The following is a 25786-nucleotide window of genomic DNA, read 5'->3' as shown; positions in this document are numbered from 1 at the left end:
AGTGGCATCGGAGCGCGTTGCAATGTGTGAACGGTCCGGACAGCCGCACGTCATTCTCGGGCGCCTGCAAGACAACCCGGGAATCTCTCCTCGAATGAGGTGGGAGCCTTCGCGTCACGAGATGCTCGGGTCAAGCCCGAGCATGACGGCTGTGCGACAGCGCTACCCGAATGCGCCGATCTCGTGCTGGATCGCGCCGGAAATCTCGCGGATCAGCGCGAAGAGCTCCAGCATCGGCGTCAGCACGTCGCGATGCAGCGCCTCATAGGTGCCGCCCTCGCGCGGCCCGGGCGGCTCGCCGAAATCGAGCCCGATGGTCGGATCGGGATCGCGCGGGAAGATCTCGGCAAGCAGCGCGAGCGAGGCCGGCACGTCGAGCCTGAGCAGCCGCTCGAACAACGCCTCCCGCGTCAACCCGGCATGGGGCCGGAAATCGGGAATATGCGCTGCGGCCAGCCAGATGCGATGCATCGCCGCGAGTCTCAGCGCATGCAGCGCCGCGAGCCTGACCGGCATGCGCGGCACGTCGTCGGCCGTGGCCCTGAGCTTCAGCGCATCCGCGGAGAGCCGCCAGAACAGCCGCCGCAGCATGGGCGCGAGTTCCAGCCGCGACAGTGCCTCGGCGACGACGAGCAATTCCTCGCGGCGCCCATCCCGCGTCGTCCGCCGCGCCCGGTCGAACCAGCTTCCGGGGTCGAGCGAGTCGAGATAGGCCCTGAGCACGTCGAGGTCGCTATGGCCCATCGCATGGGCGGCGAGCCTGTAGGCGCGGTCGAAGCGATCGGATTGCTCGCGCATGGCGCGGAAGATGTCGGGCGCGCGCGCCGCGCCATGGCCGATGCCATGCAGGCTGTTGGCCATCCAGCCGAGCTGCTGGAGGATGGCGTTGTTGGGAATGGCCCGTAATTCGCGCGGATGCCGGATGCGCACCGGCCCCGCCCCTTCGGTCTGTCGCGCCGCCGGGCGTGAGCCGGTCTTGTCGAGCAGCGAGGGACCGAAAGTTCCGATCAACGCGGCATAGCCGGGATCGTCGACCAGCGCGTTCATCTCCTCCCGCACGGTCTGGAAGAACTCGCTGGCGAAGTCGGGCTCGTCATAGATCGGGTCGTCGGCGGCCTCGGGGGCCGCGAACACCGCTTCCGCGATCCGGCCGACCGTCGCGCCCGCGAGCTGCGGCGTACCGAACAGCAGATAGCCGTCGCTGCCCTGGAAGCTGGTCTCGCGCACTGTGGCGATGCCGGCCTTGGCGAAAGCCTGCCGGGCGAAGGGCGGGTCGAGATAGGCCAGCCGGTCGGCGAGGCTGTCGGCATGGGCGCCGCGTCCGACCGACTCGCCATGCGTGTCGAAGATCACGAGCTCGATGTCGGTGAGTTCGTAGCGGGCGAGCAATTCGCAGATGCGGATGCGCAAGCGCTCGACCCAGAAGGTCGAGGCGACCTGCCCGATATAGCGGCCGGAATCGGAATAGCCGAACTGGATGCAGAGCCGGCCGTGGCTCTTGAGATAGTCGCGGAAATGCGGGCTGCGCAGTGCCTCGTCGATGATGCGCGGCCCCTGCTCCAGCGCGTCCGAGGTCTCGAACAGCGGCGAGATCTCGACCTTGTCGGCAATGCCGAAGCGGCTCGCCAGCCAGAGCGCGCAAAGCAGCGTATAGCCGGTCTCCGTCTCGGCGATGAGGAAGCGCACCGGCCGCGAGCCGTCCACATGCTTCACGATCTGGGCGATCGTCATCATCATCCGCGCGGCCGAGGCGCGCTCGGCCGCGAGCGCTCCGAAATCGACCGCGACCGGCTCGACCTTGCCGAGCTCCGCATTGGCCGCGGCGAGGAAGGCTCGCCGCTCGGCCGGCTCTGCCGGTTCGCCGTCGGAGGGGATGACGCCACGTAGCGCATTGTGGAGCTGCGAGGCGTTAAGCCGGAAATGCGGCAGCGCGATCGAGACGCCATGCGCGACGACGCCGGCCCGGACCAGCGCCAGCACGCGCTGCGTCGCGTCGGAGGCCAGACCCAGCGCCTCGTCGAGCGCCGCGAGCAGGCGCGACGAGTCCGGCAAGGCCGTCTCACGCTCATGGACGAGCGCCAGCGCGAAGGCCTGCAACGCTTCCAGCGATGGCTGCGTGCCGATCGGCGGCGCCAGCGCAAGCTGCCTCCCGACGGCCGCGCACGCATCGTCGACCAGCTTGCGCAACGCCTCGGTCGCGGGTTCCTCGGGCAGCTTCTCGAGGATGCGGGCGAACTGCCCATCCTTCGATTCCAGCCGGTAGCGCAGCGTGTCCCACCATCCGATATCGGTGCGTCCGTCCGTGTCGCAACCAACCCAGGACGCCAGGATGACCGGGCGCGGCGCGAGCCGCGTCCAATCCTGCGGCCAACGGTGCCGGGCTTCGTCGAGGAAGGCGGCGTTGAGCCGGTCGATCGCATCGCGCGCATGCCGCACCGCGAAGCGCGCCTGCTCGAACTCGTCCTGCAAGGTGATGCGCCCGTCGGGACGGAAGCTGAGCTGAGGCTCCTCGATGACCGCAGTGGCGGCGGCATTTCCGGAGGCGAGATCGGCCAGCGCATGCGCCAGCCGGCGCGTCATGCCGAAGGTCGGATGCGCGGTAAAGACGGCCCCGAAACGAGGCCGCTCCACCGCCGCACGGAAGGCCGAGAAACTGCCCGCCGCTTCGGCCTGCTGCCGGGCCAGTGCAGCGAAAGCCGCCGTCTCGTCCCGCTCCAACCCGACATAGCGCGCGAGGCGCCCGGCCCGCTGCCGCAGCGCCCGGCGCCCGAGCAGGCGCACCAACTCGCCGGCCGCCGCCGTCGTGAGCTCGCCCGAATCCATCAGGCGCGTCAGCCAGAGCGTGACGCGCAGCACGGGGTTGCCGAACGGATCGTCGCGCGAGGCAAGCCGCGCCTGTTCGATCTTGTCCTGAAGGTCGTCAGCAAGCGCGGCAATGTCGATGGCGGGAATCGGCGCCGTTTCAACCGGTTGGATCACGGTAAATCGCCTCCCGCCAAGGCTTCGGAACCGACGCCGCGCCTTCGTTGCTGCATTGCAGCATCCCTTGCCTGGGAGGGCAAGCCCGCCTCGCTCGATTAATTTTACCCGGGTCATATTGCCAGACATCGGATATGTCGCTAGAAGCGCCGCAACGCCAGGAGCCTCCGACATGTCCGATCTCGCTGCCCGAACCTGCACCGCTTTCCGGGACGACGCCCATCTCGCCAGCGGCCCGCTTGCCGATGTCGCGCTCGCCGTGAAGGCCGCGCTCGAAGCCGCGCCGGCAGCGTCGATCCTCGTCTTCGACGACGCGACCGGCCGCGTGGTCGATCTCGACCTGCGCGGCACGGCAGCCGAGATCGCGGCGCGACTGGCCGCTCCCACCGGCCCCGCCGACCAGCCCGGAGCCGCGCCGGCCGAGCGTGGCCGCGGCCGGCCGAAGCTCGGCGTCGTCGCCCGCGAAGTGACCTTGCTGCCCCGCCATTGGGAGTGGCTCTCGGCCCAGCCGGGTGGGGCCTCGCAGGCCCTGCGCCGTCTCGTCGAGGATGCCCGCCGCAACGATGGCGGCCGCAGCCGAGCGAGGCAGGCGCAGGAAGCGGCTTACGCTTTCATCTCCGCCATGGCCGGGAACCGCGAGGGCTTCGAGGAGGCGTCGCGCGCCCTCTTCGCCGGAGATGCCGCAGGTTTCGCCGACCAGAGCCGAAGCTGGCCGGCGGATATCCGCGCCTATGCCGCAAGGCTCGCGGCCGACGCCTTCACCCAGGGCTGAGACGATGCAGACCTATCTCGAACCGAGTTGGGAAGCCGGGCGCGATCTCGTCGCCCGCGGCATCGCCGGCGAAGTGGTGATGCTGAACCTGCTGCGCCTGCGCAGCGTTGCCGATTATGCGGCCCACCCGGATCTCGCCCCCGAACGGCCGATCAGCGGCGCGGAAGCCTTCGACCGCTACGTCGCGCATACGCGGCCTTATCTGGAAGCGAGCGGCGGCTCGCTGCTGTTCCTGGCCGAGGGCGGCCCCTTCCTCATCGGCCCGCAGGGCGAACGATGGGACCGCGCCATGCTGGTCCGGCAGAGATCGGTTGCGGATTTCATCGCCTTCGCCGGCAACGCGGCCTATCTCGCCGGCATCGGCCACCGCACGGCCGCGGTCGAGGATGCGCGGCTGCTGCCGCTCGTCTCCCGACCTCTTCCGGGGTGAAGCAGGCGAAACCGCCATCGCCGGAACGCCGGGACGGGCTGCGTGAAACGCCATTGCCACGGCACGGACCCAAAGGCATAGCCCGCCGGCACCCTTCGCCTTTAGCCCCCTCGACAGAAGCGCATCATGAGTTCCCACACACGGTGGTTCGGCATTCTGTGCGGGCTTGCGACAGCGTTGATCTGGGGCGTCCAGTCCGTGGTTTCGCGCCATGCGATGCTGACCGGTCTGTCGCCGGCCGATGTCACCATCCTGCGTTTCGTCTCGGCCTCCGCCGTGCTGATTCCCTGGGCGGCGACGCGGATCCGCCCCTTTCCCGTCGGGTCGCTCGGCTGGAAGCGGGCCTGGTTCATGGCGCTGCTCATCGGGCCGCTCTACAGCCTGATCCTTGTCGGCGGCGCCCATTTTGCGCCGGCTCTGCACTCATCGATCATCTCGCCGGGGCTGATCCCGGTCTTCACAGCGCTGCTGGTCTTCCTGGTGACCGGCGAGCGCGCCGGGCGGATGCGGCTCGCCGGTCTCTGCACCATCGTCCTCGGCATCGCGATCTTCTCGCGCGACGCGCTGATGGCGACGCCCTCCCGGCCCGATGCCTGGATCGGCGACCTGCTCTTCGTCCTGATCGCCGCGATGTGGTCGGTCTTCGGCCTGCTGGCGCGGCGCTGGGGCGCGAGCTCGGTCGAGGTCACGGTGGCGTCCTGCGTGCTGGCATTGCCGCTGCTCGGCCTCGTCGCCCTCGCGCTGCCGGTCCATATGGCGCAGGTTCCGCTCGCCGAGGTGCTCCTGCAGGCCCTCTACCAGGGCGTTCTGGTCGGGGTCGTCGCGCTCTATCTCTATGCCCGCACCGTCGCGATGCTGGGAGCGGCGAAGGCCACGCTCTTCCTGCCGCTGGTGCCGGTGGTGACGGCGGCCTGCAGCGCACTGCTTCTCGCCGAATACCCCTCGCCGACCGAGATCGCCGGCATGGCGGTCGTCATCGCCGGGATGGTGCTGGCGTTCCGCTCGCCATCGGCGAATTGACGGCATCGAGATCTCGGCTCGGAGGCATCGTCATGTGGCCCCGAAAACCGGCTCTCACACTGAAATCGATTCACCTACGAAACCAAATATTTATCGGATAGGCGCCATGCTGGCGGGCAGGCCTGACTGACGCAGGCGCCCACCGACAGGCTGCATGGGTCGAAAGCGCGTTCACATCATTGTGCTGGCGGCTGTTCTCGCCGCCGTCGCGGTGATTCTGCCCATCGTGCTGATGCTGCATGTTTCCTGGGTCAGCGCCCTGCGTCGCGAGGAGCGAAACCTGCGGGCCTTCGCCGAGCAAGGAAGCTCGCGAGCCCAGCTCCTTTACGACGAAGTGCGCGATGCGCTCCTCGCCTTGACCAAGGCGGAGATTGTCCCCTGCTCCACACAGCATATCGCGCTGATGCGCGAGATCGTGATGAACAACACCGCGATCAACGAGATCGGCTACTTCAAGGACGGCCGGCTCGTCTGTTCCTCCTGGGGCCAGGTCGCGACGACGGTCACCCGCGCGCCCGTCGACTATGAGACGGCCGACGGGATTGCAGTCACGGTGCGGGTGCAGCCCATCGTGTCACACGTCAAGCCAATGATGGCGCTGCATTTTCGCGACCACAACATCCTGGTCGATCCCTCCCTGCTGGCCGATGTCGCGACCGACACCGACACCCAGCTCGTGATTGCAAGCGAGGGCGGCGTCTTGGTCGCGGCACACGGCGATCCCGACGGCCACCTCGTGAGCTCGCTGTTGAAGCAGCCCCGCAGTGGCATCGACGACGACCACATCTTCGCCGCCGCCCGGTCCAAGGATTGGATCGCGATCGCCATCTCCTCGCGGGAGCGGATCGCGCAGACGCTGAGCGAGGAGCGCTGGCTGCTGCTGCCGGTCGCCGGCCTGATGGCGGCCAGCCTCGTGGCTCTGATCACCTGGCTCGCACGCCGACGCCTCTCGCCGCTCGGGGAGCTCGAGCTCGCGCTGCGCAATCGCGAGTTCGTGGCGCATTACCAGCCGATCATCGACATCGAGACCGGCATCTGTGTCGGCGCCGAGGCTCTCGCCCGCTGGCGCCGGCCGGACGGGACCGCGGTCCGGCCCGATTTCTTCATCCCGCTCGCCGAGGAGAACGGCCTGATCGGCGCCCTCACCAACCAGATGGTGGAGGCTGTCATCCGCGACCTCGCCCCTGTCCTCGTCGCCGATCGCTCCCTGCATATCGCACTCAATCTGAGCGCGGAGGATCTCGTCAGCGGACGCGTCCTGGCCTTCATTCAACAAGCCATCGCCGGCACGGGAATCCGGACCGAGCAGCTCTGGCTCGAAGCGACCGAGCGCGGCTTCATCGACATCGAGGCCGCCCGCGCGACGATCATCGAGGCCCGCAGGCTCGGCCATTCCGTCGCCATCGACGATTTCGGCACCGGCTATTCCAGCCTGCAATATCTGCAGCGCCTGCCGCTCGACGCGCTGAAGATCGACAAGGCCTTCGTCGAGACCATCGGCCGGAATGCCGCGACAAGCCCGGTGATCGGCCACATCATCGACATGGCGAAGACGCTCGACCTCCACATCGTCGCGGAAGGCATCGAAACCGAGGAACAGCTCGCCTATCTGCGCGAGCGCGGCGTGCGGTTCGGTCAGGGCTGGCTGTTCTCCAAGCCTCTCCCGGCCGGGGAGTTCGTCGCCTTCCACCGCCGCCGCCAGCACGAATACGGCCCCGGCCCGGAACTCATCCGGCGCGCCATCGCCTGAGCGGATCGGCCCGGCTCAGCCCTTATGCCCCTTGGCGATCGGCTCGACATAGGTGAGGGCCATGTCCCAGGGGAAGTAGATCCAGGTATCCTGGCTGACCTCGGTGACGAAGGTATCGACCGTCGGCACGCCTGCGGGCTTGGCGTAGACTGTGGCGAAATGCGCGTTGGGCAGCATCTCGCGCACCACGCGCGCCGTCTTGCCGGTATCGGTCAGGTCGTCGACGACGAGCACGCCCTTGCCCTTGCCGTCGCCGATCGCCTTGATGTTCGGCGCGACGTCCTTGAGGACCTTGAGCTCCGACTGGTTCTTGTAGTCGTGATAGCTCGCGACGCAGACCGTATCGATCAGCCGAAGCCCCAGCTCGCGGCAGATGATCGCCGCCGGCACCAGCCCGCCGCGCGTGATGCAGACCATCGCCTCGAAGGGCCCCTTGTCGGCCAGCCGCCAGGCGAGCGCGCGCGCATCGCGGTGGAACTGGTCCCAGGAAACCGGGAAGGCCTTGTTCGAGGTCGGTTCGGCCATGGCGGAGCGCTCCGGGCTGATCGCGGCGCCAGACGCGCCCTGCTACAGACCGAAAACCCTATTGCGCCGCCGCTGGCAAGAGGCCGGCGGCGGCGATCCCCAATGGCGCCTGTCGCGCGCCCTCGCCGGCTTCAGAATTCCGCCCAGCCATCCGCGCCGCCGCCAGTGGCAAGGCGTCTGGCGGGAACCATGGCCGGCCGCGCATTCACCGCGACGGGCGCTGCCGAGTGGACGAGATGCGGCACCGGCTGCCGGCGCTGGCCGTCGAGCTTGAAGGCCGAGACCATCGTGCTGAGAGCCTCCGTCTCCTGCTGGAGATCGCGCGCGACCTTCGCGCTCTGGTCGGCCAGCAGTGAATTCTGCTGGGTCATCTCGTCCATATGGGCGACGGTACGGGCCATCTCGTCGATGCCGTTGGCCTGCTCGACCGTCGCTTGCGAGATCTCGTTGACCGTGCTCGCCACCTTGGAGGCCGCATCGACGATCTCGCGCAGCGTCGCCCCTGCATCCTTGACCAGCCCGACACCGGCTTGAATCTGTTGCGCAGAATTCGCGATCAAAGCCTTGACGCCGTTGGCGGATTCGCTGCAGCGCGCAGCGAGCGCCCGTACCTCCGTCGCCACCACGGCGAAGCCCCGCCCGGCATCGCCCGCACGGGCGGCCTCGACCGCCGCATTGAGCGCGAGCAGGTTGGTCTGGAAGGCGATCTCGTCGATCATCGAGATGATTTCCGAGATTCCGGAGGACGCCTTCTCGATCCGCCCCATCGCATCGACCGCCTCGGTCACGATCGCGCCGCCGCGCGCAGCGACATCGCTCGCCTCGTTGCCGAGCTGCACGGCCATTTTCGAGTTGCCGGCGCTGTGCTTGACGGAAGCCGCGAGCTCCTCGGTCGTCGCCGCCGTCTCCTGGAGGCTCGCGGCATTGGCCTCGGTGCGTTCCGCGAGCTGCTGGCTGTCCGAGGTGATCTTGAGCGATGCGCCGTCGATCCGCACGGAAATGTCGCGCACCGAGCCGATGACCTCGGCAAGCGTGTCCAGCAGGTCGTTGACGCCCGCGCAAAGGGTCGCGACCTCGCCGCTCTTGCCTTCGAGCGGCACCCGGCCGGTCAGATCTTTCGCCTTCGCGCGGGCGATCGTCTCTGAGGTTTCCTGCACCGCTGCCTCGAGTTGCTTGCCCTTGAAGGTGGCGGTGATGTCGGTGGCGAATTTCACGACCTTGTAGGGGCGCCCCTGCGCGTCGAGGATCGGGTTGTAGCTCGCCTGGATCCAGACCTCCTTGCCGCCCTTGCCGATGCGCCGGTACTGGCCGGCATCGTACTCGCCGCGGCCGAGGCGTTCCCAGAACGCCTTGTACGCGCTCGATTCACGCTCAGTCGGGTCGACGAACATGCGGTGATGCTGCCCGGCGATCTCCGGCAGCGCATAGCCCAGCACGGTCAGGAAGTTCTCGTTGGCGTGCAGGATCTTGCCCGCGAGATCGAACGCGATCACGGCTTGCGCTTTGTCGATCGCGGCGCGCTGGCCTTCGAGATCCGCAAGCAGGTTCTTCTGCTCGGTGACGTCATAGGCGTATTTGATGACACCGACCGGCTTGCCGCCTGACCCCATGATCGGATTGTAGCTCGCCTGGATCCAGACCTCCTTGCCGCTCTTGCCAACGCGCAGATACTGCCCGCGCGAGAATTCGCCGCGGCCGAGATCGGCCCAGAACTGCTTGTAGGCCGCGCTGCCGCGCTCCTCCGGCGTCACGAAGAGGCTGTGATGCTGCCCCTTCACCTCGGCCAGCGAATATCCCATCACGCTGAGGAAGTTTTCGTTGGCATCGAGTACCTTGCCGTCGAGGTCGAACTCGATCACCGCCTGCGAACGATTGATTGCGGCGATCTGCTCCGCCATGCGGCGATTCGATAGAAGACCGGAAAAGAGCGACATCCATACCCCCCGGACAGGCCGCGACGCCTTCCGGTTCGCGGGCCGTCGTCACGATGAAAGTCAAGGAAAATGCCCGCAGCAGGTCGCAGCCACGGGCGCGGCCTGAATTCGCTCCAGCCGCGGTATAGTCATCGCATAAAACGGTTTACGAATACTTTAAAAGAGAATGATCTTCCCCAAATAACGTCAACATGTACTACAGAGTGAAAGAATAAGTATAATCACTTCTATTCGAGAGCCGCAAAAGCTCAAATTCTCATTACGTCAGGACGATCAAGTAGCCGGCACAGCATATATGCCCGCATAAGTTGCATACAACGCAACAACCTTAGCGAGCACGCTGCCCGTATTCGCGGATCATCTTTTTCACCTCCGCCATTGCAACCTGGAGTTTCTCCGCATCACGCGACCTCACCACAATGTTGGTGTCCGGCCCTGTTTCGGACCAGAACGGATAGGAGCCGATCGAGACGTCGGGATGCGCCTTCGCGACCTCCGCCAGCGGCCCGCCGATATCGCCCTCGCGCAGGCCGGCTTGAACCGTATCGGAGAGGATCTTCGTGCCGGTCCTGAGCGTCGGCGCGACGACGTCGAGCATCGCCTGCATGATCGCGGGCACGCCGGCCATCACATAGACGTTGCCGATATTGAAGCCCGGCGCCTTCGAGATCGAATTGGCGATCAGCTCCGCACCGGCCGGGATGCGCGTCATCCGCATCCGCGCCTCGTTCAGATCCTCGGCGGCGAAGCGCTCGCGCATCATCGCGACCGCCCGCGGATCGTAGTCGATCGAGACGCCGAAGGCCGCCGCCACCGCATCGGCGGTGATGTCGTCATGGGTCGGGCCGATGCCGCCGGTCGTGAAGACATAGGTGTAGCGGACGCGCAGCGCGTTCAGCGCCGCCACGATTTCGTCGGTGACGTCCGGCACCACCCTGACCTCGCGCAGCTCGATGCCGATATTGGTCAGGTACTCGGCGATATAGCCGATGTTTTTGTCCTTCGTCCGCCCGGACAGGATTTCGTCGCCGATGACGAGGATCGCCGCCGTCACGATGACGGGCGGCTGGCTGCTTTGGCTTGCGGACATGACGCGGCTCCTGACCTGAGGGTCAAGAGCTAGGGCGTCGCGAGGCTTTGCTCAAGCATCCCCGATTGCGCGCCGGCCATGCCGGCCCTGCGTGCTCAGGTCGGATCGCGCTCGAACAGCATGTTCATGCGGGTCTGCCGGACCAGCCGGTAGCCGCTGCGCTTCAGCAGCCCAGCCAGGTCGCTCTGCCAGCGCAGGCGCGAATCCTCGATGATGATGAAACCGGGCCAGAGCGAGGGCGGCGCATCGCGCAGGAAGGGCTCGAGGATCAGATCCTCCGCCCCTTCCACATCGAGCTTGATCGCATCGATGCGCTCGTAATGCTCGCTTTCGACGAGCGCGAGCAGCGTCGTCGCCGGCACCTTCACGGGACTGGCCGTGGTCGAGTTGAGAATGCGCACGCTCGATTCGCCGCGATTGGCCGGGTCGATGAACAGCGTCAGCTCGCCGGGCTTGTCGGCCAGCGCGCAGGCCACCGCCTTCACCGTGCCGAACGGGTTCTGGGCGATGTTGTAGGCGAGGCGTGCGAACACGTCCGGCTGCGGCTCGACCGCCAGGACGCGGGCGCTGCGCCCGGCGCGGGCGGCGACGAAGAGCGAATAGGCGCCGATATTCGCGCCCACATCGATGAAGGTGAAGCCGTCGCGCAGGCGCGAGGCCAGCATCTCCAGCTCGATCGGATCGAAATATTGCGGCGTGAACAGCACCCGCTTCTCGCAGATATTGCCGTTCGGATGGAGCCTCATCTTGGCGCCGAGCGCCTCGATGTCGACCGGCGCACCCTCGAGTGCGCGCAAGCCGATGCTGCGCAGCGCATAGGCGCTCTTCCGGCCGAAAAAATTATCCGGGGCAGCGCGTGTCCGGGAAATGATGCGCGCTACGAAGGGTTTCGGTGCGAAGGCGCCGAAGGGCTGCTCTTCCGCCGTGCTGGGTTCGATCATGGCCATTGCGGCAGCCTGATACACCGTGCGGCGGCGCAACGCCAGCCATTCGGGAGCGCGGATGCCGCATCCGGCTTGCCTCCGCCGGCAAACACAATAGATATGGGATCAAGGAGTTCTCCGCGCGCAATGACATTCGAAGACACCATCGGCCGTTCGCGTTCGCGCGAGCCCGTCATCAAGATCCACGGCCCCGAGGCCTTCGCCGCGATGCACAAGGCCGGCCGGCTGACGGCGACCGGGCTCGACATGCTCGGCTCCTACGTCAAGCCCGGCGTCACGACGCAGCGCCTCGACGACCTCGCTTTCCAGTTCGCGATGGACAACGGCGCCTATCCGGCGACGTTGTTCTATCGCGGCTACACCAAGTCGATCTGCACCTCGATCAACCATGTCGTCTGCCACGGCATCCCGGACGACAAGCCGCTGCGCGAGGGCGACGTCCTCAATATCGACTACACGCTGATCGTCGATGGCTGGCACGGCGATTCCAGCCGCATGTACGGCGTCGGCGAGATCTCACGAAAGGCCGAAAGGCTGGTCGAGATCACCTATGAAAGCCTGCTGCGCGGCATCAAGGCCGTGCGTGCCGGCGCCACCACCGGCGATATCGGCTTCGCCATCCAACGCTATGCCGAGGGCGAGCGCTGCTCGGTCGTCCGCGACTTCTGCGGCCACGGCATCGGCCAGCTCTTCCACGACGCTCCGAACATCCTGCACTATGGCAGCCCGGGCGAAGGCATCGAGCTCAAGCCCGGCATGGTCTTCACCATCGAGCCGATGATCAATCTCGGCAAGCCGGGCGTGAAGGTGCTGTCCGACGGCTGGACGGCGGTGACGCGCGACCGCTCGCTCTCCGCCCAGTTCGAGCATCAGATCGGCGTCACCGAAACGGGTTGCGAGATCTTCACGCTCTCCCCGGCCGGCCTCGACAATCCGCTCGCCCCGAAATGAGCGTCGGCATTGGCAAGGGATCACGCAAGGCGCCCGCGCCTGCTGCCTTTGCCGAAGCTGCCGCCTCGCCGCCGACCCCGCATTATCACGGCCATCGCGACCGCCTGCGTGCCCGCTTCCAGGAGGCCGGCGCCGATGCGCTGCCTGATTACGAATTGCTCGAGCTCTTGCTCTTCCGCTCGATCCCGCAGCGGGACGTCAAGCCGCTCGCCAAGGAGCTGGTCCAGCGCTTCGGCTCCTTCGCCGAGGTGCTCGCTGCACCGGCCTCCCGCCTCACCGAGATCAAGGGCGTAGGCGAAGGCGTGGCGCTCGATCTCAAGATCGTCGAAGCCGCGCTGAAGCGCATGGCCAAGGGCGCCGTCGCCAAGCGCACGGTCCTGTCCTCCTGGTCCTCCGTCCTCGACTATTGCCGCATGGCGATGGCCTTCGCCGAGCGCGAGCAGTTCCGCATCCTCTTCCTCGACAAGAAGAACGCGCTGATCGCCGACGAGGTGCAGCAGACCGGCACGGTCGATCATACGCCGGTCTATCCGCGCGAGGTGATGCGCCGCGCGCTGGAGCTCTCGGCCTCGGCCATCATCCTCGTCCATAACCATCCCACTCAACCTATTTCCATCACGCTCGATCACGCTCCTAACCGTTGAATCACTTGAACTTTTAGGCTTGTCGTAGCGCAGGACGTTGTGGCATATTGGGGTCGGTTTTGAGGGGGATCGATCGCCCTTGTGACCCCAGTCGCCGACCCCTGCTAGCCGTCTGGCGACCCCACTTGAAAGCCAATGGGAGAGCCCAGTGCCAAGCCTTACCGATGGAGAAATTCGCCGCGCGCTGAAGCAGGTGGAGCAGACCGGCAAACAGCTAAGCCTGGTCGATGGCGAAGGACATGGCACCGGTCGCCTTGTCCTGGTCATGAAGCCCATGCCCACGCGCGTCACCGCCGATTGGATGGCGCAGCAGTGGCGCGATCAGAAGCGCTTCAAGAAGAAACTGGGCTCATACCCATCCATGTCGCTCAGCAAAGCGCGCGAAGTTTTCACACGCGATTTCGCCGACATGATCCAGAAGGGCCGCAGCATCAAGATCGCCGGCGACACGCGTCCCGGCACCGTGGCCGATCTCTTCGAAGCCTATGTCGCTCACCTGAAGGCATCCGAAAAGTCATCTTGGAAAGAGGCTGAGAAAGGCCTCAACAAGATCGCCGACACCCTCGGCCGCAATCGGCCCGCTCGCGACATCGAGCCCGACGAAATCACCGATCTCATCCGACCGATCTATGACCGCGGTAAGCGCTCCATGGCAGATCACGTCCGCAGTTACATCCGATCCGCATATAGCTGGGGTCTGAAATCGGAACACGACTACCGCAACGCGTCGCAGCGGCGTTTCCGGCTGGTCTACAATCCCGCCGCCGGCATCCCCACAGAGCCCAAGAAAGTCGGCACTCGCTGGCTTGATGAAGAAGAATTCCTACGCCTGTACCGTTGGCTTGAATGTCCGGACGCGCCCGTGCATCCGCCTTACACACGGGCCGTTCGCATTCTCATGCTCACGGGGCAGCGCGTGGAGGAAATCGCCCGCCTGCATGTCGATCAGTGGGACGCGAAGGAGCGGATCATCGACTGGTCAAAGACCAAGAATGGCAAGCCACACGCCATTCCGGTCCCGGAAGTGGCGGCGGAGTTAATCGAATCGATCAAGCCCAACGCACACGGCTGGTTTTTCCCCTCCGCGACCGACCCAACCAAGCCCGTCAGCCACGGCACGCTGTACTCTTTCATGTGGCGTCAGCGCGAGCGCGAGGTGATCCCTGTCGTGACCAACCGCGATCTGCGCAGAACCTGGAAGACGCTCGCAGGTCAGGCCGGCCTCTCCAAAGAAATTCGCGACCGCATACAGAACCACACGCTCCAGGATGTCAGTTCGAAGAGCTACGATCGTTGGAGTTACATGCCCGAGAAGCGGGCAGCCATGAAGAAGTGGAATGCATTCGTCCGAGCGATGCTAACCAAGAAGCGCCCCAAGCCGGCAAGAGAGACATCTAGACCGAATATCCGTTCGGGCGTTGAAGGCGCCACCCAACATGCAGCCTGAGAGGCGTCCGCAAAATCGCTCTAAGCCGTCAGGTGCTCTATAAGGATTGACAATCCCAGACCGAAAAGCGCGATCCCAGCGACAGCCTCCGCAATGCGGCCGAAGTGCTCGCCGATCAGCCGACCGATAAGCATGCCCCCCGACGACATGAGGAACGTCGCAAGGCCAATCGCGGTCGCAACCACAACAATGTTGACGTTCAGAAAGGCCAAAGAGACGCCGACGGCCATTGCATCGAGGCTCGTGCCGATTGCGGTTGCCATCAAGACTGTAAACGATCGGCCCACTGGCTTGGCGTCGGCTTTCTTCCATACGGCCGCATAGAGCATATGAAGACCAACCGCAGCGAGCAGGCCAAAGGCGAGCCAGTGATCAACAGCCTGGACGAAGCTGCTCGCGGCAACGCCGGCAACCCAACCGATAACAGGCGTGATCGCCTCGACTACACCAAAGACCGCACCGCTGCGTAGCGCTTCTGAATATCGCGGGCGGCCAAGGGCTGCGCCTCTACCCACGGAAACCGCAAAGGCATCGACGGACATGCTGAAAGCAAGCAGGACGACTGCAAAAGGGGACATAGCAGGATAACCAAACGGACATTGAACCGGGTGGCCCTCACCTGTCCGACAAAGGCGAGTTTCACCACGGTCTTGCCGGGCCGGTGAAAAACCGGCTGATCACACCACGCGCATGGCGCGAGCCTGTTGGCGTGATCCCGCTGTCTGAGCGGTGGCTACTCCCCGATGCGGAAGAGATAGGAAGCGACATCGGCAAAGTCAAAATCTAAAAGTCGATACCCATCAGATACTTGCGCTTATAATACTCATTTGCAGGTGGAGCCTTGGTCTTCAGGCTTCGGACGGCCCGCCTCCAAGCGGTCTGGTAGGATGACTGCCGCATCCTGCGGCTGGGAGCTAGGAAAATTGTAATCTTCCTGCTACATATCTGCTCAATATGTAGTGTGAAGGTGTCAAATGCCCACTCCCCATAACCCTCCAGCAGCCGTGCGGCGCGCCCTGCGCAAGCTCGGCGCGGACATCCATGACGCTCGCCGTCGCCGCAAGCTGCCCATGGCGGTCGTGGCCGAGCGGGCTTTCACGTCGCGCTCGACCCTGCAGAAGGTCGAGGCAGGCGACACCAACGTTAGCGTCGGCATTTATGCCGGCGTGCTTCAAGCCCTCGGCCTGCTCGACGGTCTGACCCGGATCGCCGACATCAGCAACGACAGCGTCGGCCAGGCGCTCGCCAGCGCCGAGCTGCCCAAGCACATCCACTTGAAGCGGTCGGCGGGATCGTCCCGCGATGGCTGACTTCGAGGTTCATATCGACCTTAACGGCCGCACCCGCCTGATCGGATTGGCGAGAAGCAATCGTGTGCGAGGCGCCGAGACCATCCTCTTTGAGTATGAAGGTGCTTGGCTGGAAGACCCGGAGCGCTTCTCGTTGGAGCCCGCTCTGGCGCTGACCCGCGGCGCCTTCGCGCCGCCAGCCGGCCTTGCCACCTTCGGCTCGATAGGCGATTCCGCACCCGACACATGGGGACGCCGCCTCATGCAGCGCGCTGAGCGCCGCCTTGCTGATCGCGAAGGCCGTGCCGTCCGCACTCTTGTCGAAAGCGATTATTTGCTCGGTGTCGCCGACGAAACCCGGCTCGGCGCGCTTCGCTTCCGCTGGGTCGGCGAAGACGCGTTCCAGGCGCCAATCCGCGCCGGCGTTCCAGCTTTGATCGAACTTGGCCGACTTCTCCAGATCACCGAGCGCATCCTGCGCGACGAGGAGACGGACGAAGATCTCCAGCTCATCTTCGCTCCCGGCTCCTCCCTCGGCGGCGCACGCCCCAAAGCATCAGTAATCGACCAGCACGGTCACCTCTCCATCGCCAAATTCCCGAAGGAGACGGACGATTATAGCATGGAGACCTGGGAGGAGATTGCTCTGCGGCTGGCTGGCCGTGCCGGCATCACGACTCCTCAACACGAGCTGATCAGCGTAGCCGGTAAGGCCGTCATGCTTTCGCGACGCTTTGATCGCGAGGGCGCCATCCGAATTCCGTTCCTTTCGGCAATGGCGATGATGGGCGCGAAGGATGGCGAGCGCGGCAGCTACCCGGAGATTGTCGACGCTCTTGCCGAACATGGCGCCCAGGGCAAGACGGATGCCCATGCCCTTTATCGGCGCGTGGTCTTCAACGTCCTGATCTCCAATGTCGACGATCACCTTCGCAATCACGGCTTCCTGTGGCTGGGCAAGGCAGGCTGGTCGCTCTCACCGGCCTACGATCTCAATCCCGTCCCGACCGATCTCAAGGCGCGGGTGCTGACGACGAACATCGATCTCGACGAAGGCACGTGCTCGCTCGAACTGCTGGAGGCCGCCTCCGAGTATTTCGCGCTCACACTGCCGCAGGCGCGCGCGATCATCAAAGAGGTTGCGACCGTGACCGCGACATGGCGGGACACCGCCAAGGCGGTGTGCGCCCGCGCCACCGAGATCACCCGTATGGCCAGCGCCTTCGAGCACGACGACCTCAAGCGGGCGTTGATCCTATGACGCTAGGACGGGTGGCAAGTGGGGGACACAAATGAATAAGCAAGAAGATGATCTTTCGAATGAAGCAACGGCGCTCGCAGACATCCTGAAGTGGTCCGCGGATCTGCCAGCCTGGCAGCGCGACACGCTGCGCCGCCTCTGTAACCAACCTAAACTGGAAGCCACGGATGTCGTGGAGTTGGCCGCGATCTGCAAGGGCCTCGATCAGGGCACCCCACTCGACGCCAGCCATATCCGCGATCCCGCCGCGAGCCATGCCGTGGTGACGCTCGGCGCCCTTTACGGTCTGTCCAACGTCAACGCCCTCGCTCCCGGCGAACGGCTGTCCTTCGGCAAAGCGGGCCTCACCATCATCTACGGCGACAACGGAGCCGGCAAATCCGGCTATGCCCGCGTCCTGAAGCAGCTCTGCCGGGCGCGCTCGCCAAAGGGCGACGCGATCCTGCCAAACATCTACGCCGCCACGAGCGGCGCGCCAGCCGCCAGCGTCGAGTTCTTCATCGGCGCCCAAAAACGCAATGCCGCTTGGACGCAGGGCAGCTCGCCAGACGCCATGCTGTCCGCCGTCAGCGTCTTCGACTCGCGCACGGCCAATATCCATGTCGAGAACACCAACGACCTCGCGTATACGCCGCTGCCGCTACGCATCCTCGCGGGCCTCGCGCAAGTCTGCCAGGACGTGAAGAGCAAGCTGGCCGCCGAAATCAAGGCCCTCCAGGAGCAAACGCCCACCATCCTGACGACGCCGGACTGCAAGCAGAACACTCCGGTCGGCAAGCTGATCGCCGGTCTCTCGGGCAAGACGAAGCCAGAAACCGTCGAGAAACTCGCCGGCCTCACCGCCGAGGACGAGACGCGCCTTCAAACGCTCACCGCCGATTTGTCGAGCGATCCGGCTCGCACAATCCGCCAGCTTCAGGGCCAAGAGACGCGCATCACCGGCATCATAACGCAGCTCGAGCGCCTGGCCGCATCCGCCACGGATGACAATCGCACGGCCCTTCGCGATGCCCACACGAACCTTGCGAATGCGCGCATGGCCGCCGCCGCAGCGTCCGCCAACCTGTTCTCCAAGGAACCGTTGCCGGACATCGGCTCGGATGTCTGGAAGATCCTGTGGGAAGCCGCCCGCGACTATTCGCGCGCGGCGGCCTATCCCAAACAGCCTTTCCCGGTGACCGGTAGCAAAGCGCACTGCGTCCTATGTCAACAGCCGCTCAGCGAGGAGGCCTCGAGACGGCTCAGCAGCTTCGAGGCCTTTGTGCAGGACGAAAGCAAACGTCGCGAGCAGGAGGCGGCGGACTCCTATGACGACGCCCTGCAGGGCGTCTCGGCCGCGGCAGTCTCGATGAAAGATCTCGCTGCAATCGTCTCATTGATACGAGACGATATCGGTCGCGAGGATCTCGCAAGCGCTTTGCGCCGCGACATGCTCCACCTCGCATGGCGGTTGCGAGCAGTCCTGCGCACCCACGTTCTCGCGACACCGCCGGCCCTTCCTCCTGCTGCCGCCCTCTCTCTTGATCCGCTACGCGCAGTGCTGGCCGGCATCGCCGGGCGCATTCAGGCCCTGCAATCCGACGCCAGTTCACCGGAGCGCGCCATGCTCATCACTGAACGTGACGGCCTCAGCGACCGCAAATGGCTCGGCGTTGTGAAGACCGATGTGCTCGCCCAAATCGATCGCCTCAAAGCCATCGAAGCGATCGACAAGGCCAGCAAGGACACGGCGACGAACAAGATCACCACCCAGAGCGCCCGTATTGCCCAGGCGCTCGTTACCAACCGCCTGCGCGGACGGTTCGCAATCGAAGTCGACAAGCTCGGCGTCGCCGGCCTCGCGATCGAGCTTCAGCAAGCCAAGACCACCGCCGGCGTTCCCTTCTTCCAGGTCAGGCTGATCAACAAGCCGAACGAACCAGTGGGAAAGGTCCTCAGCGAAGGCGAGCATCGCTGCGTCGCGCTCGCCGCCTTTCTCGCCGAGCTATCGACCATCGATGCGCAATCGGCGATCGTGTTCGACGATCCGGTGTCGTCACTCGATCACTTGCATCGAGACAAGGTCGCCGCCCGTCTGGCAGAAGCTGGCCAGACTCGCCAGGTGATCGTCTTCACCCACGACATGGCGTTTCTGCTCTTGCTCGACGAAGCCTGCCGGACGACAAAGGATCGAGAAGCGACGCCTGTGGCGTATCGCCTGATCAGCCGCGGCACCGAAAATGCTGGTTACTGCCATCAGGATCCCCCGGCCAACGTCATGCCGCTCGACAAGGTCATTGACGGCATGAGAGCGCACCTCGCAAACGTCAAGATCCACCATGAACGCGGCGACCAGGCGAGATGGCTGCGCGAGGTCACGTCGTTCCAGGATCAACTTCGAACCACGTGGGAGCGCGCCGTCGAGGAGGCCGTCGGGCCGGTGATCCGCCGCTTGTCACGCAAGGTCGACACCACGGGACTGATCAAACTCACCGTACTAACGGATGGCGACTGCACCGCGATGCGGTTAGCGTTTGGGCGTTGTTCCGCCCTTCTTCACAGCCAGCCGGGAGAGCTCAATCCGCGGCTACCCGAACCGACGGCCATCGAAGCTGAGATTGATGCACTGGAGAAGTGGATTGCAGATATCCGGGCCCGGCAGGAGAAAGCCGCATAATTATGCTTCTCGCCAAGCCGGTCGATATCGATCGGTGTGCAAGGGAATGTCGGGCGTCGCCGCGCGCGTGTAGAAGTGATCGCCTACACCGAACCGCCCAGCGCCTTCAGCATTATTGCGGTATCCCAGGCGAAGTTTCGCCACTCAACGGGTTGGTCTGCCGCGATCCGGATCACCTGACACATCGGCATGTCAATCAGCGCTCCGGTCGATCTTGCGGTGGCCCGCATTGTTACGGTGCAGACGACGATATCGTCGCCGCATGTGTGGAAGACGGGGTCTGTCGGTTTGATATCGACCCAAGTCTCGACGAACGAGTCGATCCAGCGCCCGAACTCTTCGCGGCCTCTCCATTGGCCTCCATAGGGCAGGGAATCCGGCTGGTGTAGAACGATGTCGGGATGCAACGTTTCGAGCAGTGCAGCTCTATCGGCTGGCAATCCCGAAGCAGAGTAACGGGCTTCCGCCTCATAGAAACGCATCAGAGCGCGAAGTGCCGGTGTTTGTGCATCCATAATTCTAGCATAGACATTCGCCAGATATCTCGGCCACCCGTTTCCTGCGGTTAAACTCATTCGGCGTCCGATTTCCGCGCGCTTGTGCGCGGCCAAATTCTCGGGATGCAGGAAGTCCGGGGCCGCTATTCGGCGGCCACGGCATAGGTCGCCTCGCCTCGCCGCCCTCCGCTTCGGACGGCTGGGCGCGGCGCCTTGGCGCGGTGATTGTTGAAGATGCTCAAATCGATCTTCCACCCATTCGGTGGGAATCTGGCTGCGCGATCCCCGATGGATGCGTGGTGGCCATCGCCAGTATCAGGGGTGGCAAAAACGAAGTGCCGAGCTCCGCCACGAGCCCTCCTGTAGTGATCGCGCCGTTCGCCAAATCTGATCCACGCGGATCTCACGCGGGTTGATTCTAGCTCAGCGGCTCTGTGCTCAGCCGGAAAGTCTCAATTGCGGCAATACGGAAAGACGGGTTGAGGGGGAATGCCTTCCCCCCGGCCGGCGCCTTGGTCGCCGGCACACCCCCTTCTGCGGGGAGATCCCCGCAACGCCCCCTTTAGAGTAAGAGTGCGGACAGGTTTGCCGTGACGGGTTGAGGGCTGGAGGAGAGGCCTCCGGCGCCCGTCGCGGAGACCCGCGATGTCCAGAAAGACCGCAAGCGCTCGCGCCGGCTCAGACCGGGCGAACCTCTATGACGAGATCACCGACAAAATCGTCGCCGAGCTAGAAGCCGGCCGCGTCCCATGGGTGCAGCCTTGGGGGACGGCGGCGGTAAAGGCGCCGCTCGCCATGCCGAGGAATGCCGCCACCGGCCGGCAATACTCAGGCATCAATGTGCTGATCCTTTGGGGCGCCGTGATCGAACACGGTTATGCCGCACAGACCTGGCTCACCTTCCGCCAGGCGCTCGCACTAGGCGGCAATGTCCGCAAGGGCGAGCACGGCACGACCGTCGTCTACGCTGACCGCTTCGTGCCCGACGATGAAAAACGCCGCGCACGTGAAACCGGCGAGGAAGCCCAGGCGATCCCGTTCCTGAAGCGGTTCACGGTGTTCAACGCCGCCCAGTGCGAAAACCTCGCCGATGACGTTGCCGTTGCTGCGCCGCCTCCGCCGCCCGGATTGATCGAGCCCAGAGTCGAGGCGCTCATCCGCGCAACCGGCATCGACTTCCGTATCGGCGGCAACCGCGCCTTCTACGCGCCGGGGCCCGATTTCGTCATGGTCCCGCCGCCGCAGGCCTATTTCGAACCCATCAACTGGCATCGCACGGCCCTGCACGAACTGGGGCATGCCACAGGTCACGCCTCGCGAGTCGGCCGCGACCTGTCCGGCTCGTATGGCACGAAGAAATACGCGTTCGAAGAACTGGTCGCCGAGATGAACGCTGCCTTCTGTTGCGCATCGCTCGGCATCGTACCGACCGTGCGGCACGCCGATTACATCGGTTCGTGGCTCGAAGTGCTGCGCGAAGACAATCGCGCCATTGTCCGTGCCGCGTCCCAGGCAAGCAAGGCGGCGGATTGGCTGCTCGGTCTAGTGCCGGCCGACAGCACCGAACTGCAGGCGGAGCCTTCGACTGACAGGAGGGCGGCATGATCCTCCTCACGCCCGAGCTGCGCGAGCAACTCCTCGCCAACGGCCGTGATCGCGACGTCGATCACGTTCCTGTCGTCAAGTTTTTCAACCCGCTCGGCGAAGGCGTCTGGCTCGCGACCGAGCTTGACGCGGACGGCGACACCCTGTTCGGCCTCGCCGATCTCGGTGAGCCCGAGCTGGGCTCATTCAGCCTCGCCGAAATGATCGCGGTCAGGCTTCCGCTCGGTCTCGGCATCGAACGCGACATTCTCTTCGAGGGACTGTTTCCGATCTCGGTCTGGGCCGAAACGGCGCGGCGAACCGGCAGCATCCGGGAAGCCGAGCGCGTACTTCACGCCGTCCATCGATCCAAGCAAGAGGACGGCTGATGCTCGTCCGTCACGGGCAACGGCTAACGCTGTACGAGCACGCGCGCGGCCCGCCTCGCAAAAAGCGCCTCGAGCGCGAATGCTCTGGGACCCTTGAAGCGCTTTCGATGGCGAAATGCCATCCTACGTCATAGCCTCTTTCAAGGACTGCCCAAGACTTATCAAATTCCCCTCGCTGTCGTGAAACCAGCAGCCAAGTTCCGCTGATCCCTTGCTGGGATAGTTGCCGGCGACGTGCGCTATGCCATCGATGGTCTTTAGCCGGCCGCTTTCATACTCGAGAAAGTTGACGCCGCGACGCTTGAGCTCATCGACGACGGAGCGGACGTCGTCAACGGTGATCGCGAGCTGTGTAAAGTCTCCGGCCGATCGGCCGCTTGAGAGGAATATCGAAAACTCACTCGCACCGATACAATAGCGCAGGCCACCGGGGCGTTCCTCCGTTGGCCTCACGCCGAGCTTTTCCAGATACCATCGTCGCGCGCGGTCGAGATCCTGTGCCGGGAGGCGCGTTGCTGCGCTGAGGTATTTCTCTTCCACGGCCAACATCATTCCTCCGCCCGATGTACAGGAAGCCCCTCGATTTGCTCCAGCAGCATCGCAATCTTGGCGGGCTCCGTGAGCATCGCGTCATGTCCCGCCGGCCGTGCGTCAATCATCTCAATCCCAAGAGCCATGGCGTGCTCCGCCTGTTCGGGAATGAGATCTGAAGTCCGAATGTACGCCCTTGGCAAACGGTTGAGAGCCCTCGCAGAGAAGTGGAGGGATTGCGCAAACGTGCGCCACGGTTGCCCCACCAAACGACTGGCCAAGATCACTGCCATCTCCCTATCGAACGATCCAAGTTTCTCGATAGGGATCATCGGAGCGATGCGGTCCTCGACGACCAGCGCTTCGATATCATGTATCGGCGCGAGATCGGCGAAGGATCGCCCATTCGCGCCCACAAAGGCGTCGAGATACACGATCCGCTCTATCCTATCCGGCACACGGTCTGCCACCCCTGTAATCACAAGCCCTCCATAGCTGTGGCCCACCAGCGTTACATCGCGAATGTCCTCTCGAATTATGAGATTGTGCACGTCCTCGATATGGGCATCGAGATCGACGTGAGCGCAAGGTTCGTCGATTGCCATGCCGGATAGTGTCGGCGCCCAAGTTCTGTGACCTCGATCGTCAGCAAGTTGTCGAACCGTCGCCCAACACCAACCGCCGTGCCAAGCACCGTGGACAAACACGAACCGCCGAGATCTGCTCGCGTAAGACATCCTCACCACAATAGGTCGACAAGACGCAGCTTCAAATTGGCTTGCCGCGTCTCACCGACGCCTCCATCGCGGCCCACGGCTGCCGCCCGTCAAGAACGCGAGCCTATCCCCGGCCGCGCGGCCCCCTTCGCAAGCAGCGCCGCGATCGATCATTTCTATACCCGGGTATAGTTGCAATATACCCCTATGGGTATGTATGAAACCCGCGGCGCGCATTGAAGACCAGCAATAATTCACGCTCCGGAATCCAGCCCTGCAAAGGCTGGATTTTTCATTGGCACAGCAAGGGATCGCTATGAACCCGCGACCTAGCGGTCAGGCCGACGATTGCGACAGCAGACGCTCGACGTCTGCACTCGTCTATCGCCGGCTCGGCCACGCTCAGGGCGACGACACGATTGTCGAGAGCCGCGCGAACCACTTCGCGCTGCTTTGATGCGTGCCGCCTCCTGAGCCAGGCATCAGGAGGCAGGAATGACCTACCAATTTTTCAGCGCACGCCTGCGCGGCGCCAGCTCATCGGAGATCCGCCCGCGTCTCGCACTGGCGCGCCGGCGTCTCGGGTGCGGGTGGCGCCAACAACCAAGCTGAGCGCTGCGCTCCATGCGGCGGGCGCCACGGTCGCTCGCCGTCGATACCTAACCCCATACATCAACGCCCATTGGGAAGGCGCTCCTCGTGCTGGCAGACCCGGAAAATCAACGCGACAATCACGCGCGCGCCGCAGTGCTCGATGAAGCGCATATCGGCGACATCAAGGGCGCATTCGGCTCGATCCAACGCGGCGACGAACTGCCGCGCGCGAGCCTCAAAGCCCGCCTCACGACCCTACTGGCTATCATTGGGCCGGGTCTGATCGTCATGGTCGGCGACAACGATGCCGGCGCCTTCGGTACCTACACGCAGGCTGGCCAAGTCTATGGCACGCGCCTGTTGTGGGTACTGCTGGTTCTCGTACCTGTGCTCTACGTCAATCAGGAGATGGTGCTGCGGCTCGGCGTGGTGACCGGCGTCGGTCACGCGCGGCTCATTCTCGAACGCTTCGGCAAGTTCTGGGGCGCCTTCAGCGTCATCGACCTCTTCATCCTGAACGCCCTCACCATCGTCACCGAGTTCATCGGCATCAGTCTGGGCATGGATTACCTGGGCATCCCGAAGATGTTCGGCGTGCCGATCTCCGCGGTACTGATTGTCGCCGCAGCCAGCACAGGGTCGTTCAAGCGTTTTGAGCAAGTCTGCATGGCGCTGGTGGCGGGATCGCTCCTGCTCGTGCCGATCTTTGTGATGGCTCACCCAAGCGGCGGACAGATGCTGCACGATTTCGTCGTTCCCGGCCTGCCGAAGGGCTCGGACCTGTCGGCCGTGGTGCTGCTGATCATCGCCATCATCGGCACCACCATCGCGCCTTGGCAGCTCTTCTTCCAGCAGTCCTACCTGATCGACAAGCGCATCACGCCGCGCTTCATGAACTATGAGCGCACCGACCTGTGGATCGGCATCGCCATCGTGATCATAGGCGCTGCGGCGATCATCGCCTTCACCGCCGCGACCTTCGCCGGCCATCCGGAATTCGGCAATTTCACCGACGCCGAAGGGGTCGCCCAGGGGCTGCAGAAGTATGTTGGCCACGTCGCCGGCGTGCTCTTCGCACTGGCCCTGATTGACGCCTCGATCATCGGCGCCGCGGCTGTGGGGCTTGCGACATCTTATGCCCTGGGCGACGTGCTGGGGCTGAAGCACTCGCTGCATCGTAAGATCTCCGATGCAAAGGGCTTCTACGCCGTCTTTGCCGGTATCCTGTTCGTATCGGCGATTGTCGTTCTGGTCCCCGGTAGTCCGCTAGGCCTGCTGACCGTCGGCGTGCAAGTGTTGGCCGGCGTTCTGTTGCCCTCGGCGACAGTGTTCCTGCTGCTCCTCTGCAACGACACCGAGGTGGTGGGTCCGTGGGTGAATGGACTCTTCGCCAACCTCTTCACATCCGCAGTCATCGCCGTCTTGGTCGTGCTGTCCCTGGTGCTGACCGCCAGCGTGCTGTTCCCCGACATCAGCGCCCAAACCATCATCCTGATCCTGGAGATCGGCGCAGCGGTTTCCGCGGTCAGCGCCGCAGCTTTCTTCACCTACCGGCGCCTGCATCCCGCGGCGCCCAAGGTCGCCGTCGACACCAGCCTCCGCGCTACCTGGCGGATGGCCCCGCTGGCGCTCCTTAAGGCGCCGCAGCTCTCCGCCGAGGTGCGGATCGGTCTGACTGTCCTCCGCACCTATCTGTTGATCGCGATGATCCTGGTGATCGTTCGTGTCGTGGAGGTTGCCCTTGGCCACTGACCCTGCCGTCACCAGCCTTCTCGCCAAGGCA

At 64.5% G+C, this 25786-nt stretch carries 22 protein-coding genes and 1 riboswitch; of the genes, 13 read left to right on the top strand and 9 right to left on the bottom strand.

Going from position 1 to position 25786, the window contains the following annotated elements; all coding sequences use genetic code 11:
* Positions 1 to 162: 162 nt before the first annotated feature.
* Complete coding sequence (locus IED13_RS23560) at positions 163 to 2979, bottom strand: phosphoenolpyruvate carboxylase (RefSeq protein WP_260368352.1); 2817 nt, start codon at positions 2977 to 2979, stop codon at positions 163 to 165.
* Positions 2980 to 3151: 172 nt separating this feature from the next.
* Here IED13_RS23560 and IED13_RS23555 point away from each other — a divergent pair, with 172 nt between their 5' ends.
* The 4 genes from IED13_RS23555 (at position 3152) to IED13_RS23540 (ending at position 6951) form a co-directional block, all read left to right on the top strand.
* Positions 3152 to 3751, top strand: coding sequence for a DUF2239 family protein (locus IED13_RS23555; RefSeq protein ID WP_191125640.1), 600 nt, complete (start codon positions 3152 to 3154; stop codon positions 3749 to 3751).
* A gap of 4 nt (positions 3752 to 3755) precedes the next feature.
* Positions 3756 to 4181, top strand: a complete 426-nt coding sequence (locus tag IED13_RS23550; RefSeq protein ID WP_112764556.1) for a DUF1330 domain-containing protein — start codon at positions 3756 to 3758, stop codon at positions 4179 to 4181.
* Positions 4182 to 4307: 126 nt separating this feature from the next.
* The gene (locus tag IED13_RS23545; protein WP_142022521.1) at positions 4308 to 5201 is read left to right on the top strand and encodes a DMT family transporter; all 894 of its coding nucleotides are present in this window, start codon (positions 4308 to 4310) and stop codon (positions 5199 to 5201) included.
* A gap of 154 nt (positions 5202 to 5355) precedes the next feature.
* Entirely contained in the window at positions 5356 to 6951 is a 1596-nt protein-coding gene (locus IED13_RS23540) for an EAL domain-containing protein (RefSeq protein WP_191125639.1), read from the top strand.
* Between the two features lie 15 nt (positions 6952 to 6966).
* On the opposite strand, the gene gpt is transcribed toward IED13_RS23540, so the two are convergent.
* The 4 genes from gpt to IED13_RS23520 form a co-directional block, all read right to left on the bottom strand.
* Positions 6967 to 7476 carry a xanthine phosphoribosyltransferase gene (gpt, locus tag IED13_RS23535; RefSeq protein WP_038358485.1) on the bottom strand — a complete coding sequence of 170 codons (510 nt, stop codon included), beginning with the start codon at positions 7474 to 7476 and terminating at the stop codon, positions 6967 to 6969.
* Between the two features lie 131 nt (positions 7477 to 7607).
* Positions 7608 to 9374 carry a methyl-accepting chemotaxis protein gene (locus IED13_RS23530; protein ID WP_191125638.1) on the bottom strand — a complete coding sequence of 589 codons (1767 nt, stop codon included), beginning with the start codon at positions 9372 to 9374 and terminating at the stop codon, positions 7608 to 7610.
* Between the two features lie 364 nt (positions 9375 to 9738).
* A complete protein-coding gene (locus IED13_RS23525) occupies positions 9739 to 10500 on the bottom strand; it encodes a competence/damage-inducible protein A (protein ID WP_191125637.1) in 762 nt (253 codons plus the stop codon).
* A 95-nt stretch (positions 10501 to 10595) separates the two neighbouring features.
* Positions 10596 to 11441, bottom strand: a complete 846-nt coding sequence (locus IED13_RS23520; RefSeq protein WP_191125656.1) for an FkbM family methyltransferase — start codon at positions 11439 to 11441, stop codon at positions 10596 to 10598.
* Between the two features lie 129 nt (positions 11442 to 11570).
* On the opposite strand from IED13_RS23520, the gene map reads away from it, so the two are divergent.
* From map to IED13_RS23505, 3 genes are all read left to right on the top strand, one after another.
* The gene (gene map / locus IED13_RS23515) at positions 11571 to 12395 is read left to right on the top strand and encodes a type I methionyl aminopeptidase (RefSeq protein WP_191125636.1); all 825 of its coding nucleotides are present in this window, start codon (positions 11571 to 11573) and stop codon (positions 12393 to 12395) included.
* Positions 12392 to 13039 (top strand): JAB domain-containing protein, encoded by a 648-nt coding sequence (locus tag IED13_RS23510; RefSeq protein ID WP_191125635.1) that lies wholly within the window; start codon positions 12392 to 12394, stop codon positions 13037 to 13039. The genes map and IED13_RS23510 overlap by 4 nt, the downstream gene beginning before the upstream one ends.
* Positions 13040 to 13187: 148 nt before the next feature.
* Positions 13188 to 14486 (top strand): site-specific integrase, encoded by a 1299-nt coding sequence (locus tag IED13_RS23505; protein WP_012047152.1) that lies wholly within the window; start codon positions 13188 to 13190, stop codon positions 14484 to 14486.
* 20 nt (positions 14487 to 14506) lie between these two features.
* On the opposite strand, the gene IED13_RS23500 is transcribed toward IED13_RS23505, so the two are convergent.
* The gene (locus IED13_RS23500; RefSeq protein ID WP_012047153.1) at positions 14507 to 15064 is read right to left on the bottom strand and encodes a manganese efflux pump MntP; all 558 of its coding nucleotides are present in this window, start codon (positions 15062 to 15064) and stop codon (positions 14507 to 14509) included.
* Positions 15065 to 15087: 23 nt separating this feature from the next.
* A riboswitch (yybP-ykoY riboswitch) is annotated at positions 15088 to 15240 on the bottom strand.
* A gap of 220 nt (positions 15241 to 15460) precedes the next feature.
* Between IED13_RS23500 and IED13_RS23495 the strand changes: the two genes are divergently transcribed.
* The 3 genes from IED13_RS23495 to IED13_RS23485 are packed head-to-tail and all read left to right on the top strand — an operon-like array spanning position 15461 to position 19692.
* Complete coding sequence (locus tag IED13_RS23495; RefSeq protein WP_041751084.1) at positions 15461 to 15796, top strand: helix-turn-helix domain-containing protein; 336 nt, start codon at positions 15461 to 15463, stop codon at positions 15794 to 15796.
* A complete protein-coding gene (locus tag IED13_RS23490; RefSeq protein WP_012047155.1) occupies positions 15789 to 17036 on the top strand; it encodes a type II toxin-antitoxin system HipA family toxin in 1248 nt (415 codons plus the stop codon). The genes IED13_RS23495 and IED13_RS23490 overlap by 8 nt, the downstream gene beginning before the upstream one ends.
* Before the next feature lie 31 nt (positions 17037 to 17067).
* Positions 17068 to 19692 (top strand): AAA family ATPase, encoded by a 2625-nt coding sequence (locus IED13_RS23485; RefSeq protein ID WP_012047156.1) that lies wholly within the window; start codon positions 17068 to 17070, stop codon positions 19690 to 19692.
* Between the two features lie 83 nt (positions 19693 to 19775).
* Here the strand turns inward: IED13_RS23485 and IED13_RS23480 are convergent, their stop codons facing one another.
* Positions 19776 to 20207, bottom strand: a complete 432-nt coding sequence (locus IED13_RS23480) for a nuclear transport factor 2 family protein (RefSeq protein WP_012047157.1) — start codon at positions 20205 to 20207, stop codon at positions 19776 to 19778.
* A gap of 627 nt (positions 20208 to 20834) precedes the next feature.
* Between IED13_RS23480 and IED13_RS23475 the strand changes: the two genes are divergently transcribed.
* Together IED13_RS23475 and IED13_RS23470 are read left to right on the top strand one after the other, a co-directional pair.
* Positions 20835 to 21794 carry an ArdC family protein gene (locus IED13_RS23475; protein WP_012047158.1) on the top strand — a complete coding sequence of 320 codons (960 nt, stop codon included), beginning with the start codon at positions 20835 to 20837 and terminating at the stop codon, positions 21792 to 21794.
* The gene (locus IED13_RS23470; protein WP_012047159.1) at positions 21791 to 22162 is read left to right on the top strand and encodes a DUF2958 domain-containing protein; all 372 of its coding nucleotides are present in this window, start codon (positions 21791 to 21793) and stop codon (positions 22160 to 22162) included. The genes IED13_RS23475 and IED13_RS23470 overlap by 4 nt, the downstream gene beginning before the upstream one ends.
* Before the next feature lie 123 nt (positions 22163 to 22285).
* Here the strand turns inward: IED13_RS23470 and IED13_RS23465 are convergent, their stop codons facing one another.
* Both IED13_RS23465 and IED13_RS23460 read right to left on the bottom strand, forming a co-directional pair.
* Positions 22286 to 22711 carry a VOC family protein gene (locus tag IED13_RS23465; protein ID WP_004624779.1) on the bottom strand — a complete coding sequence of 142 codons (426 nt, stop codon included), beginning with the start codon at positions 22709 to 22711 and terminating at the stop codon, positions 22286 to 22288.
* On the bottom strand, positions 22711 to 23430 hold the full coding sequence (locus tag IED13_RS23460; protein ID WP_004624783.1) for an alpha/beta fold hydrolase: 720 nt from the start codon (positions 23428 to 23430) through the stop codon (positions 22711 to 22713). Before IED13_RS23460 ends, IED13_RS23465 begins: the two co-directional genes overlap by 1 nt.
* 678 nt (positions 23431 to 24108) lie before the next feature.
* Here IED13_RS23460 and IED13_RS23455 point away from each other — a divergent pair.
* Positions 24109 to 25755, top strand: a complete 1647-nt coding sequence (locus IED13_RS23455) for an Nramp family divalent metal transporter (RefSeq protein WP_004624787.1) — start codon at positions 24109 to 24111, stop codon at positions 25753 to 25755.
* Positions 25756 to 25786 lie beyond the last annotated feature (31 nt).

The sequence above is a fragment of the Allobosea spartocytisi genome (assembly GCF_014764685.1).
Classification (GTDB): domain Bacteria; phylum Pseudomonadota; class Alphaproteobacteria; order Rhizobiales; family Beijerinckiaceae; genus Allobosea; species Allobosea spartocytisi.
The sequence above is the reverse complement of the archived record's forward strand: the minus strand, read 5'-3'. Positions and strand labels throughout refer to the sequence as shown.

Excerpts from the sequence above, each read along its gene's own strand:
- IED13_RS23475 (WP_012047158.1), top strand. The coding sequence starts at position 20,835 with ATGTCCAGAAAGACCGCAAGCGCTCGCGCCGGCTCAGACCGGGCGAAC.
- gpt (WP_038358485.1), bottom strand. The coding sequence starts at position 7,476 with ATGGCCGAACCGACCTCGAACAAGGCCTTCCCGGTTTCCTGGGACCAG.
- IED13_RS23555 (WP_191125640.1), top strand. The coding sequence starts at position 3,152 with ATGTCCGATCTCGCTGCCCGAACCTGCACCGCTTTCCGGGACGACGCC.
- IED13_RS23480 (WP_012047157.1), bottom strand. The coding sequence starts at position 20,207 with ATGGATGCACAAACACCGGCACTTCGCGCTCTGATGCGTTTCTATGAG.
- IED13_RS23510 (WP_191125635.1), top strand. The coding sequence starts at position 12,392 with ATGAGCGTCGGCATTGGCAAGGGATCACGCAAGGCGCCCGCGCCTGCT.
- IED13_RS23550 (WP_112764556.1), top strand. The coding sequence starts at position 3,756 with ATGCAGACCTATCTCGAACCGAGTTGGGAAGCCGGGCGCGATCTCGTC.
- IED13_RS23540 (WP_191125639.1), top strand. The coding sequence starts at position 5,356 with ATGGGTCGAAAGCGCGTTCACATCATTGTGCTGGCGGCTGTTCTCGCC.
- IED13_RS23500 (WP_012047153.1), bottom strand. The coding sequence starts at position 15,064 with ATGTCCCCTTTTGCAGTCGTCCTGCTTGCTTTCAGCATGTCCGTCGAT.
- map (WP_191125636.1), top strand. The coding sequence starts at position 11,571 with ATGACATTCGAAGACACCATCGGCCGTTCGCGTTCGCGCGAGCCCGTC.
- IED13_RS23545 (WP_142022521.1), top strand. The coding sequence starts at position 4,308 with ATGAGTTCCCACACACGGTGGTTCGGCATTCTGTGCGGGCTTGCGACA.
- IED13_RS23460 (WP_004624783.1), bottom strand. The coding sequence starts at position 23,430 with ATGTCTTACGCGAGCAGATCTCGGCGGTTCGTGTTTGTCCACGGTGCT.
- IED13_RS23490 (WP_012047155.1), top strand. The coding sequence starts at position 15,789 with ATGGCTGACTTCGAGGTTCATATCGACCTTAACGGCCGCACCCGCCTG.
- IED13_RS23495 (WP_041751084.1), top strand. The coding sequence starts at position 15,461 with ATGCCCACTCCCCATAACCCTCCAGCAGCCGTGCGGCGCGCCCTGCGC.
- IED13_RS23520 (WP_191125656.1), bottom strand. The coding sequence starts at position 11,441 with ATGATCGAACCCAGCACGGCGGAAGAGCAGCCCTTCGGCGCCTTCGCA.
- IED13_RS23485 (WP_012047156.1), top strand. The coding sequence starts at position 17,068 with ATGAATAAGCAAGAAGATGATCTTTCGAATGAAGCAACGGCGCTCGCA.
- IED13_RS23530 (WP_191125638.1), bottom strand. The coding sequence starts at position 9,374 with ATGGCGGAGCAGATCGCCGCAATCAATCGTTCGCAGGCGGTGATCGAG.
- IED13_RS23525 (WP_191125637.1), bottom strand. The coding sequence starts at position 10,500 with ATGTCCGCAAGCCAAAGCAGCCAGCCGCCCGTCATCGTGACGGCGGCG.
- IED13_RS23470 (WP_012047159.1), top strand. The coding sequence starts at position 21,791 with ATGATCCTCCTCACGCCCGAGCTGCGCGAGCAACTCCTCGCCAACGGC.
- IED13_RS23465 (WP_004624779.1), bottom strand. The coding sequence starts at position 22,711 with ATGTTGGCCGTGGAAGAGAAATACCTCAGCGCAGCAACGCGCCTCCCG.